This is a genomic window from Microcoleus sp. K4-B3 (assembly GCF_036704615.1).
In the GTDB taxonomy this organism is placed as follows: domain Bacteria; phylum Cyanobacteriota; class Cyanobacteriia; order Cyanobacteriales; family Microcoleaceae; genus Microcoleus.
On sequence record NZ_JAUBSF010000040.1, the window covers coordinates 42,403 to 54,064 of the forward strand.

14 protein-coding genes are annotated in these 11,662 nt (G+C 46.7%); 12 read left to right on the forward strand and 2 right to left on the reverse strand.

The window, feature by feature from the left end; genetic code table 11:
* Positions 1–103 precede the first annotated feature (103 nt).
* Positions 104–1,378: a leucine-rich repeat domain-containing protein gene (locus QUA78_RS17765; protein ID WP_333305547.1), complete on the reverse strand. Its 1,275-nt coding sequence runs from the start codon at positions 1,376–1,378 to the stop codon at positions 104–106.
* Between the two features lie 458 nt (positions 1,379–1,836).
* Between QUA78_RS17765 and QUA78_RS17770 the strand changes: the two genes are divergently transcribed.
* Together QUA78_RS17770 and QUA78_RS17775 are read left to right on the forward strand one after the other, a co-directional pair.
* Entirely contained in the window at positions 1,837–2,430 is a 594-nt protein-coding gene (locus QUA78_RS17770) for a Uma2 family endonuclease (protein WP_333305548.1), read from the forward strand.
* 70 nt (positions 2,431–2,500) lie between these two features.
* Positions 2,501–3,091, forward strand: coding sequence for a Uma2 family endonuclease (locus QUA78_RS17775; RefSeq protein WP_333305550.1), 591 nt, complete (start codon positions 2,501–2,503; stop codon positions 3,089–3,091).
* Here QUA78_RS17775 and moaA read toward each other — a convergent pair.
* Positions 3,088–4,077: a GTP 3',8-cyclase MoaA gene (gene moaA, locus QUA78_RS17780; RefSeq protein WP_333305552.1), complete on the reverse strand. Its 990-nt coding sequence runs from the start codon at positions 4,075–4,077 to the stop codon at positions 3,088–3,090. The genes QUA78_RS17775 and moaA overlap by 4 nt on opposite strands.
* Positions 4,078–4,263: 186 nt before the next feature.
* Between moaA and QUA78_RS17785 the strand changes: the two genes are divergently transcribed.
* The 10 genes from QUA78_RS17785 to QUA78_RS17830 all read left to right on the forward strand — a co-directional run bounded on the left by QUA78_RS17785 (position 4,264) and on the right by QUA78_RS17830 (position 11,480).
* Positions 4,264–4,716, forward strand: a complete 453-nt coding sequence (locus QUA78_RS17785; RefSeq protein ID WP_333305554.1) for a nitrate reductase associated protein — start codon at positions 4,264–4,266, stop codon at positions 4,714–4,716.
* Positions 4,717–4,809: 93 nt separating this feature from the next.
* Entirely contained in the window at positions 4,810–5,076 is a 267-nt protein-coding gene (locus QUA78_RS17790) for a hypothetical protein (protein WP_333398942.1), read from the forward strand.
* A 397-nt stretch (positions 5,077–5,473) separates the two neighbouring features.
* Positions 5,474–5,929, forward strand: coding sequence for an ATP synthase subunit I (locus QUA78_RS17795; protein ID WP_172184531.1), 456 nt, complete (start codon positions 5,474–5,476; stop codon positions 5,927–5,929).
* A gap of 27 nt (positions 5,930–5,956) precedes the next feature.
* Positions 5,957–6,712, forward strand: a complete 756-nt coding sequence (atpB, locus tag QUA78_RS17800) for a F0F1 ATP synthase subunit A (RefSeq protein WP_333191903.1) — start codon at positions 5,957–5,959, stop codon at positions 6,710–6,712.
* Between the two features lie 146 nt (positions 6,713–6,858).
* Positions 6,859–7,104 (forward strand): ATP synthase F0 subunit C, encoded by a 246-nt coding sequence (gene atpE / locus QUA78_RS17805; protein WP_172184535.1) that lies wholly within the window; start codon positions 6,859–6,861, stop codon positions 7,102–7,104.
* 26 nt (positions 7,105–7,130) lie between these two features.
* A complete protein-coding gene (locus QUA78_RS17810) occupies positions 7,131–7,598 on the forward strand; it encodes a F0F1 ATP synthase subunit B' (protein ID WP_333305559.1) in 468 nt (155 codons plus the stop codon).
* Between the two features lie 87 nt (positions 7,599–7,685).
* The gene (locus QUA78_RS17815) at positions 7,686–8,213 is read left to right on the forward strand and encodes a F0F1 ATP synthase subunit B (RefSeq protein WP_172184539.1); all 528 of its coding nucleotides are present in this window, start codon (positions 7,686–7,688) and stop codon (positions 8,211–8,213) included.
* Positions 8,214–8,216: 3 nt separating this feature from the next.
* On the forward strand, positions 8,217–8,762 hold the full coding sequence (gene atpH / locus QUA78_RS17820) for an ATP synthase F1 subunit delta (RefSeq protein WP_172184541.1): 546 nt from the start codon (positions 8,217–8,219) through the stop codon (positions 8,760–8,762).
* Between the two features lie 118 nt (positions 8,763–8,880).
* Entirely contained in the window at positions 8,881–10,398 is a 1,518-nt protein-coding gene (atpA, locus tag QUA78_RS17825) for a F0F1 ATP synthase subunit alpha (RefSeq protein WP_172184543.1), read from the forward strand.
* A 128-nt stretch (positions 10,399–10,526) separates the two neighbouring features.
* Positions 10,527–11,480, forward strand: a complete 954-nt coding sequence (locus QUA78_RS17830; protein WP_333307384.1) for a F0F1 ATP synthase subunit gamma — start codon at positions 10,527–10,529, stop codon at positions 11,478–11,480.
* Positions 11,481–11,662: the final 182 nt, after the last annotated feature.

Here is an 11,662-nt window from a genome sequence, read left to right on the forward strand (position 1 = left end):
TCTTCACTAATGGTTCCCACCCCAACTACACAGGGAATAGAAGCGGATATTATCTTGGTCGGATTTGTCAATTTTTCCCATCTAGACCTTATAACCTTTATACTTAACCAATTTTGCACTTGCTGAGAAAAGTTTCATAATGCTTGCTGAGAGCGTTTTGATTGGGTGCTGTTTTTTGATCCTGTGGTAAAGTCAGTTTCCGACCAGCCAAATCGTGGTAACAGGTACCGACGAGTTCAGGGGCAATCACTACTTCATTGGTATCTGGTCGAATTGATAGTAGATGCAAATCGAACAGAGTGTGTATGTCGGCTCTGAGCGGTAAACCATTTGTTGGATGATTGGTTTGAGTACCTTGATATGGAATTATATGTGCCGCTTCGATAGCTGACTCTACATCACAATCAGTTATTGGACATCGACCACCGTAAGCAATTAACAACTTACGTCGAAATCCAGCCTGTCCCTGTCGCTGCACAATAGAAGCAGTTATCCGTTGTCTGGCGTCTTGAAGAATTTCAGTGTCAAAATATTCCTCAGATTTAATTTTCTGACGCTCAGCATCTAGCTCAGGTAGCGCTGGATTGCGGGTGTGGAAGTAAGAATCGGGAATGGTTCGCAAATCTAGTTTTCCCAAATTCTCCATACTACGAATCGCCTCTGGGATTTCAGTAATCTGATTGCTACCAAGGGTAAGCCGTTTTAGATTAGATAGTTGTCCGATCACCTTTGGAATTTGAGTAATTTGATTCTGGCTGAGGTTAAGGATTTCCAGATTGGACAGTTGCCCAATTGCTTCTGGGATAGAGGTAATCTGATTCTGACCGAGGTTAAGGATTTCCAGATTGGACAGTTGCCCAATCGCTTCTGGGATGGAAGTAATCTGGTTATTATAGACGATAAGATTTTTCAGATTGGACAGTTGCCCAATCGCCTCTGGGATGGAGATAATCTGATTTTCATGGAGTAAAAGAGTTCTCAGATTGGACAGTTGCCCAATCGCTTCTGGGATGGAGGTAATCTGATTCTGCTCAATGAAAAGCGATATCAGATTGGACAGTTGCCCTAACGCTTCTGGGATGGAGGTAATTTGATTGCAACTAAGGTCAAGCCGTATTAGATCCGACAGTGACCTTAACGCTTCTGGAATGGAGGTAATCTGATTGTAACTAAGGTCAAGGCGTGTCAAATTACGCAGTTGCCCGAGCCACTCTGGGATGAAGGTAATTTGATTGCAACTGAGGGAAAGCGAGTCCAGATACATACACTTGGCAATTTCCAGCGGCGCTTCTTCCAATTGCAGCCCCGATAAATCTAATTCACTCAAATTTTCATCAGCAACCTTCTCAATTCGTCGCAGTGCTTCCTCTCGGCTCATGTCGTTTGCCTCTCAGTAATATTTATTTTATTGTGATCAGAATTTAGCTTATTGGAAAGCGCTATTTCTCAGCCTAAGCTCTGTAACCCTTGCTACTACATCAGGATATCGGCATATCCTGATTTACAGGACGCAAAAAAGCTAGACCGCCACCGCTCCAATCCGATCGCTCCGACCGTGGCAACCTTGCCAGACGTTAGACCCACGCTAGACCCGCAAACTTTGCCTGTGATGCAACTCTGCCAGCCTTGCTACTGCCACAGGTGGAATCATCCCAAAACCCGCTAGACCCCGCCAGATGGTGCATTTTGTAGCCTTGCTTGTGGTGTCGAGCCGATCGCCCCGTGTCGATCGGACAGTGCTACCCAGCTTGTTAATTCAATGAAAATCACTGCGGCCGCCGCTTCCCTCGGATGTGTAAGTATTTTAATAACAATAGCAATCCTGGAAGGTAAAAGATGACACAAGCCCACAAACAGAAACTTACCTTTGAAGAGTACCTCACCTATGAGGACGACACCGACAACCGCTACGAATTAATTGACGGAGAGTTAGTAACATTGCCACCAGAATCGGGCCCCAACAATTTCATTGCTAACTATCTACTATTCACTCTGGCTAGTAGCGGGTTCATCCCACTGAGGCTGATCAGAACACATATGTGCGAAATCCAAGTTCCGATCCTGCGGGAGGGCGACGCAGCTAACCGCTACCCAGATTTGGTGGTTTTGCGCCCCGAACACATCTTGCTGACAGCAACCAGGCTAACCATCACCCAAACTATGCCACCTCCTCAGTTGGTTGTCGAGGTTGTTAGTCCAGGTAGAGTTGGGCGCGATCGCGATTACATTAGTAAACGAGCTCAATATGCAGCGCGGGGTATCCCTGAATATTGGATTGTTGACCCTCAAGAGGAGATAGTAGCGGTACTACGACTAGAATCAGGTGAGTATGTCGAAGTTGGGGTTTTTCAAGGGGAACAAGCGCTGATATCGCCGACTTTTCCGCAGTTGAACTTGACGGCCCAACAAGTCTTGGAAGGGGAGTTTTAGCCACCGATTTACAAGGAGAAAATGGATGTGTAAATATTTTAATAACAATAGCAATCCTGGAAGGTAAAAGATGACACAAGCCCAAAAACAAAAACTCACCTTTGAAGAGTACCTCACCTATGAGGACGACACCGACAACCGCTACGAATTAATTGATGGAGAGTTAGTAACATTGCCGCCCGAATCCGAACCCAACACCGCCATTGTCAGCTATCTGTTTTTAGTGCTTGTTAATACTGGCATCCCTTGGCGGTGTATCAAACTTCACCTGTGCGAAATCCAAGTTCCTATCTTGCGGGAGGGCGATGCTGCTAACCGCTACCCAGATTTGGTGGTTTTGCGCCCCGAACACATCTTGCTGACAGCAACCAGGCTAACCATCACCCAAACTATGCCACCTCCTCAGTTGGTTGTCGAGGTTGTTAGTCCAGGTAGAGTTGGGCGCGATCGCGATTACATTAGTAAACGAGCTCAATATGCAGCGCGGGGTATCCCTGAATATTGGATTGTTGACCCTCAAGAGGAGATAGTAGCGGTACTACGACTAGAATCAGGTGAGTATGTCGAAGTTGGGGTTTTTCAAGGGGAACAAGCGCTGATATCGCCGACTTTTCCGCAGTTGAACTTGACGGCCCAACAAGTCCTGGAAGGGGAGTTTTAGCCACCGATTTGAGACATTGTGCGGCTGTAATTTCCTTGAGTAGTTCCCGAATCTCGCTGCTTGAAATTAATCTCCGGTTTAATCTCTAATATGTGCCGCACTCGATCGCGCAATTCGCTTGTAGGAGTCCCGCTGCGGAGAGCAGTTTTTAAGTCAATTTGCCCCGTTTCGTTCAGCAGACAAGGCCGCAGCCACCCGTCAGCAGACAAACGCATCCGGTTGCAGCGATCGCAAAAACACTCGGACATTTGGCTGATAAATCCTAAAGTGCCCTTCGCCCCCGGAATTTGAAACACATCCGCCGGCCCATTTCCGCGCACTCCCGACTCGGCTAACCCGTATTTATCGCTAATTTGTTGCCGCAATTCGGCCGAAGCTACCCAACCTTTATCGCCAAATAAATCCCCATTCCCGATCGGCATAAACTCAATAAAACGAACGTGCCAATTGCGGTTAATAGTTAATGCAGCCAAATCCAATATTTCGCTGTCATTCACACCGGGAATTACCACCACATTCAGTTTCAGCGGGTCGAATCCTGCTTGATAAGCCGCTTGAATTCCCTCCCAAACCTGCGTCCACCGCGATCGTCCCCGACTACCAATTATCTTATCAAAAGTCTCCGGTTCCAGGGAATCCAAACTAATATTAATCCGGCGCAAACCAGCATTGTAGAGATTTTCCGCCATTCCCGCCAGCAAAAATCCGTTAGTTGTCATGGATAAATCTCGCGTTTCGGGCATCGAGGCGATCGACCTCACCAGTTCGACCACCCCAGGTCGCAGCAGCGGTTCCCCACCAGTCAACCGAAACTTGGTAAATCCCACGGGTATAAAAACTTCCCGCAGCAGAGTTAGCAATTCCGAGTGAGTTAACAACTGCTGCTGCAATACATAGTCCAACTCGCTACCTTCCGGCATACAGTAGAGACAGCGGAAGTTGCAGCGGTCTATCAAGCTAATCCGAAGGTAGTCTACGGTATCCATGTCAATAGTTTGTAATATTATTTAATTATAAATGCTGACTCGATTTTCTGCAATTATTGATAGAGAGCAATAAACCTCCATCAATTTCTTTTCACCTTCCCCCTCCTCTCTTACTCAGCGCCCTCTGCGCCCTCTGCGGTTAATAAAAAAAAGATCATTCACAACTCAAATAAACTTGCTAAATATATGTTCTTTGAATTTGAAGCTGACTTTGTAGAAGCCCTGCGCTGCATCCCGATGCAGGTACGTCTCAAGTTAGATACTTGCGGTATTAAATTAAAGTTGCAGGATTGGAATCATTTTAACCAAGCAGAACGTGAAATCCTTGTAGAGAAACCTTGCTTGACACCAGCAGAAATTATTGATTACCGAGAACAGCTAAATAAAATATTAATTCAACATACAGGCAAACCGGGAACTGATTTGGCTGTTGATGAAAATCCCCCGTGGATGGATGCTGCAACTGTACCGGAGTCTGTTTCTGCAAAAGCGCAAGAGCTCGGGGTGACAATTTCTTTGGCACAGTGGGCGAGTTTGCAGCCTCTACAGCGATTTGCTTTGATCAAGCTTAGTCGATCGAGCCACGAAAATAGAAACTTTCTCCCGGCTGTTAAAGAGTTTCACCTCGTTGAATCATAGGTCACTTGCCCTGCCTCTAGTTCCTACTCTGGCTAACCGTCCCGCACAAGACTGCACGAACCGCCTGTACATACACTCCTGTCAATTGATTTTTTGTATCTAAAACTACTAAATGCTGGCAACGTTCACAAATCGTCTCTAAAATCAGTATCAAAGACTACTAATTACAGGAAGCCGATCGTGGACTTCTGTGCAGATGTAGACTGGGACGAAGCATTCGGCTATCGGCCCGGACAACAAGTTGAGTTCAAAGCACAGCCTGGAACCTTTGATACTGTTGCTTGCTACGAACCGATGATGGTACCCCCATCAGGCTGGAGAACGATCCCGTACCCCGCTGCCCTCACCAACTGGGAGTAGTTTCGACCGCAGCGATTGACGCTGGTTGCTGGTTAGAACCTCACCGTTCATCGCTGTCGCCGCAAAAGTGCTAAAGTTGAGTCCAGAGTCCGGGCGATCGCGACAACATTATAAATATTCATAAAATCTGCGGCTGTCTGCATAAAAGCCTTGTAGCTTCAGGATTCGGAACGGTTCGGCACGCTTGCCGAGCGAGGTCAAGTGGCTCAGGCAGACCGTTCTGATAAACCCATCAAAAAATTCATTTTTTTTAAGTTATGTTACCTGCACGTGGTATTATTCGATGTGAAGTGTGCGATCTGTAACGTTTGTCACACTTGTCGCTACAAGACGGTTTCAACCGAATTAATTGTAGTGGGAGTCAACTAACACCGACTGCTTTGAAAGTCAAGTAACCTTGTCAGATCAATCTCGCGCATCCACCGCCCAAACGCAGGACATCTCTCAGACAGGTTCGTCCGAACCGGAGTCCACTGATGCTATGCAAGATTTCTACAAACTTCAGCAACAGTTGTTTGTAGTCACACTCGCTTTCACGGGAATAATTTTTATCTCTGTGTGGATTTTTTATTCGCTCAACATTGCCCTAAATTACTTGATTGGGGCGATCGTAGGTGTGGTTTACTTGAGAATGTTGGCCAAAGACGTTGAGCGCCTCGGCCCGCAAAAGAGGAGTCTGAGTAAAAATCGGTTGGCTGTATTTATTGGGTTGATTGTAGTAGCAACTCAGTGGAATCAGCTACACATTTTGCCCGTATTTTTGGGATTTCTGACATATAAGGGCGCGCTCGTGTTTTATATGCTGCAAAGCCTGTTCATTCCCGATCCCGTCAATGGGTCAGGCAGTCGGTGAACCCTCCACTGTGTGAACTTCTTGTGAATGGAAATGCTAAATGTCTTAAATGCCTTTAATGCTCTTCCCTTCGCTGTGTTGGAAGTTGGCAAGCATTTCTACTGGCACATAGGCAATCTCAAAGTTCACGGGCAGGTATTCATCACCTCCTGGATTGTGATTGCTCTCCTCCTGATAGCTTCCCTGGCGGCAACTCGCAATATGCAGAGAATTCCGCGCGGAATGCAAAATTTCATGGAGTACGCCTTAGAATTCATTCGAGACTTGGCTAGAAATCAACTCGGCGAGAAAGAGTACCGTCCCTGGCTGCCATTTATTGGCACTTTGTTCCTGTTTATTTTTGTATCGAATTGGTCGGGGGCCTTAGTTCCTTGGAAACTAATTAGGTTGCCAGAAGGCGAACTAGCTGCTCCGACTAACGACATCAACACGACGGTAGCACTTGCTTTGCTGACTTCTCTGGCATATTTTTATGCGGGTTTCAGCAGGCGGGGTTTGGGTTACTTTACTAAGTACATCGAACCAACCCCAATTTTGTTGCCGATCGCGATTTTGGAAGATTTCACCAAGCCTCTTTCCCTAAGTTTCCGTTTATTTGGTAACATCTTAGCGGATGAATTAGTGGTAGCGGTGCTGGTGCTGTTAGTTCCCCTGTTTGTACCTCTGCCCGTAATGATGTTGGGTCTGTTTACCAGTGCGATTCAAGCTTTGGTATTTGCCACCTTGGCAGGAGCTTACATTCACGAAGCATTGGAAGGGCACGGCGACGAACACCACGATTAACACTCTGGAATTGGTTAATGGCTAATAGCGATATGTCAGAAATCAGCAGTCCAACGACTAATGACTGATGACTAATTACCAATTACCAATTACCAATTACGCACTATCTGTTTTTCAATCTGTACACAAAGTTAAGGAAATTTATCATGAATCCGACAGTTGCTGCTGCTTCAGTTATCGCCGCAGGTTTAGCTATTGGTTTGGGCGCTATTGGACCTGGCATCGGTCAAGGTAATGCCTCGGGTCAAGCAGTAGAAGGTATTGCCCGCCAGCCGGAAGCAGAAGGCAAAATTCGCGGTACTCTCCTGCTGAGCTTAGCATTCATGGAATCCCTGACCATCTACGGTCTGGTTATTGCATTGGTGCTGCTGTTTGCTAATCCCTTCGCTTAATACTGAAGGACTGCAAAAAGGGGCGGATGTCTTTCCGCCCCAAAACAAAGGAGGAACTAAAAGTGTTTGATTTTGATGCAACTTTGCCCTTTATGGCGTTGCAGTTCCTAGTTTTGATGGTAGTCCTGAACGCTGTTTTCTATAAGCCCCTGACAAAGATGCTCGACGAGCGGGATGAATACATCCGCACCACTCAAGTGTCTGCTGGGGAACGCTTGGCGAAAGCTCAGAAATTAGCGCAGGAATACGAACAAAAACTGGGAGAAACTCGCAAACAGTCTCAAGCAGTAATTGCTGTGGCTCAAGCAGATGCCCAAAAAACCGCGTCGGCAAAAGTAGCTGAGGCTCAAAAAGAAGCTCAAGTGGCGCGAGAAAAGGCAGGACAAGAGATTGAGCAACAAAAACAAGAGGCAATGCGCTCGCTGGAGCAAGAAGTAGATGTCCTGAGCCGACAAATTCTTGAAAAGCTATTAGGCACTGCACTGGTCAAATAGCTCGATCGAACAGTTTTAGATTTTGGGTAAATACTCAAATCTAAAATCGGTTCACCAAACCTGCACGCGCAATTATGGAAGAGTATCATGGGGACTGTTTTATTGCTAGCCACAGAAGCTAGCGGGGAAGGTGGTTTCGGTTTAAATTTCGATATTTTAGAAACCAACCTGATTAACCTGATCATTGTTATTGGATTGCTGTTTTACTTCGGGCGCGGCTTTTTAGGGAACATCCTCAGCGAAAGACGCTCCGGCATCGAAGAGGCAATTAAAGAAGCAGAAACTCGCCAAAAAGATGCAGCAGCAGCTCTAGCAGAGCAACAGCAAAAATTGACTCAAGCGCAAGCAGAAGCGGAACGGATCCGATCCGCTGCTGAAGAAAATGCGAAGAAAGCCAAAGAAGCAATTCTAGCTCAGGCAGCGCAGGAAGTTGAACGCATGAAAGCAACAGCGGGTCAAGAGTTGGAAGCAGATCGAGAAAGAGCGATCGCCCAACTCAGATCGGCAGTTGTATCTATGGCATTAGAAAGGGTGGAAGGCCAGCTAAAAACTAGCTTGAACGAAAACGCTCAACACCAATTAATCGATCGCAGCATTGCGTTACTGGGAGGCTAGAAAGTGAGTAAAGTCAGCACCGAAGTCTTACAGCCTTACGCATCCGCTTTGATGTCACTGGCTAAGTCTAACAACCTCTCAGAGCAGTTCGGCGAAGATATCCGCTCTTTGCTGAACCTGCTAGAAAATTCGGAGGAACTCCGCCTATTTCTAGGCAGTCCACTGGTGAAACCGCAGGATAAAAAAGCCGTAATCGATCGAATAGCGGGATCAGAAATGAACCCGTTGATGCGGAACTTTTTGCGGCTGTTAGTAGACAAAGGACGGATTCTTTTTTTAGAAGGAATTGGCAAAAAATACTTGACCGAGCTCCGAGAACTCAACCAAACTGTTTTGGCGGAAGTTACCTCGGCTGTCCCGCTTTCAGACGCTCAGCAGCAAACTGTTCGCGAGAAAGTGCAGGCGATGACAAGCGCCAGGCAAGTAGAAATTGAAACCAAAATAGACGCAGATTTAATCGGCGGAGTCGTGATTAAAGTAGGCTCTCAAGTGATTGATGCCAGCCTGCGAGGACAATTGCGCCGCTTGGGATTTCGCTTGAATTCTTAATAGTTAATAGCTGATAACTATTAGCTAATTTAGTTAGCGGTTAACTGTTAGTAGTTTTGAACAACTGACAATGGACAACTGACAACGGACAACTGACAAATAATAACTGACAACTGACATGGCAGCAATCAGACCAGACGAAATTAGCAGCATTATTCGCCAGCAAATTGAGCAGTACGACCAAGATGTTAAAGTTTCTAACGTCGGTACGGTTCTGCAAGTAGGCGACGGTATTGCCCGGATTTATGGCTTAGATAAAGCAATGTCCGGGGAATTGCTAGAATTTGCCGACGGCACTGTTGGTATTGCACTGAACTTGGAAGAAGATAACGTCGGCGCTGTGCTGATGGGACAAGGACTCGGCATCGAAGAAGGTTCGGTGGTAACAGCTACTGGCAGAATTGCTGAAGTCCCCGTGGGTGAAGCAATGTTGGGACGGGTAGTTGATGCTTTGGCCCGTCCGATTGACGGCAAAGGAGACATTAAAACTACTGAATCTCGCTTGATTGAATCTCCGGCACCGGGGATTGTTTCTCGCCGTTCTGTTTACGAACCGATGCAAACAGGAATTACCGCTATTGATGCGATGATTCCGGTGGGAAGAGGACAGCGGGAACTGATTATCGGTGACAGACAAACCGGTAAAACTGCGATCGCGATCGACACGATTATTAACCAAAAATCGGAAAACGTGATCTGCGTTTACGTGGCGATCGGTCAAAAAGCTTCTACAGTAGCTAACATCGTCAACGTCCTGCAAGAAAAGGGCGCGATGGACTACACGATCGTCGTAGCAGCCAATGCTAGCGACCCCGCAACACTGCAATATTTGGCTCCCTACACAGGGGCCAGCTTAGCCGAGTATTTCATGTACAAAGGCAAGCACACTTTGGTCATTTACGATGACCTTTCCAAACAAGCACAAGCTTACCGCCAAATGTCCTTGTTGCTGCGCCGTCCTCCCGGTCGCGAAGCTTATCCCGGAGACGTGTTTTACCTGCACTCTCGCTTGCTAGAACGCGCTGCTAAATTGAGCGACGATTTAGGAGAAGGCAGCATGACTGCTTTGCCAATTATCGAAACCCAAGCTGGTGACGTTTCTGCTTACATTCCGACGAACGTAATTTCGATTACCGACGGTCAAATCTTCCTTTCTTCTGACTTGTTTAACGCTGGTTTGCGTCCGGCAGTAAACCCCGGTATTTCGGTATCGCGGGTAGGTTCGGCGGCTCAAACTAAGGCGATGAAAAAAGTAGCCGGTAAGGTGAAACTGGAATTGGCGCAGTTTGAAGAACTGGCAGCATTTTCTCAGTTTGCTTCTGACTTGGATAAAGCTACTCAGAATCAATTGTCGCGCGGTCAGCGCTTGCGGGAACTGTTGAAACAGCCGCAAAGTTCGCCTCTGCCGATGAACGAACAAGTGGCTGTAATCTATGCCGGTATTAACGGCTATATGGATGACATTCCGGTGGAAAAAGTCAGCAAGTTTACTGTTGGTTTGCGCGACTATTTGCGGACTAGCAAGCCGAAGTACGGCGAAATTGTTCAAGGCGGAAAAGCCTTGACTGATGAAGCTGAGAAGCTGCTGAAAGAAGGCATCACTGAATACAAGCAAAGTTTTCTAGTTTCTGCGTAGAAAAGTAGAAATTTTGAACCGCAGATGAACGCGGATTAACGCAGATAATCTGAAGTTGATCTGCGTTACTCTGCGTTAATCTGCGGTTTTAATTAAGAAGATGCGGGCAAGGATGTAAGGAGAAAGTTATGGCAAATCTGAAAACTATTCGCGATCGCATTAAGTCGGTCAAGAACACTAAAAAGATTACAGAAGCAATGCGCTTGGTGGCCGCTGCTAAGGTGCGCCGCGCTCAAGAACAGGTGACTGCAACTCGGCCTTTTGCCGATCGGCTGGCAGAGGTATTGTACGGTTTGGCGGAACGCTTGCAGTTTGAAAACCTGGATTCGCCGCTGCTGAAAAAACGCGAAGTGCGATGTGTGGGACTTTTGGTAGTTTCGGGCGATCGGGGTTTGTGCGGCGGCTACAACAGCAACATCATCAGATACGCCGAAAATCGCGCTAAGGAAATCAAAGCTGAAGGCTTAGACTACAAATACGTGTTGGTAGGACGCAAAGCTACTCAGTATTTCCAGCGCCGCGAACAGCCGATTGATGCTACTTACGCTAACTTAGAACAAATTCCCACAGCACCAGAAGCGGCACAAATTGCTGACGAATTGCTTTCTTTGTTCCTGTCGGGAACTGTGGACAGAGTTGAGCTAATTTACACCAAGTTTGTGTCGCTAATTAGTTCGCGTCCGGTAATTCAAACCTTGCTGCCCCTCGACCCCCAAGGTTTTGAAGTGCAAGACGATGAAATCTTCCGCTTGACTACGAAAGGCGGAGAGTTTCAAGTATCGCGCGAAAAGGTTTCTGCACCTACTATGAAGAGTTTGCCCCGCGACATGATTTTCGAGCAAGATCCGGCGCAAATTCTGGATGCTCTTTTGCCCTTGTATTTGAACAACCAATTGCTGCGGGCTTTGCAAGAGTCTGCTGCTAGCGAGTTGGCGGCGCGGATGACGGCGATGAACAATGCTAGTGAGAATGCTAGCGATTTGATAGGTAGTTTGACGCTGACTTATAACAAGGCGCGGCAAGCGGCAATTACTCAGGAAATCCTGGAAGTTTGCGGCGGTGCTGAGGCTTTGAACGGTTAGGTTAGGGTTGACAATTTGTTGATTTTATGGTATGCGTCTGAGGGAACTCAGGCGCTTTTTTTAGTGAAAATACAAAAAAATTCGACGATCTAAACTTACCTTGATATAAGCTGTTAAACATCTAAACTGCATTAACTAAGTTGCCTTTATTTTTTATCTTTCGGTTCCATTTCATAATTAGT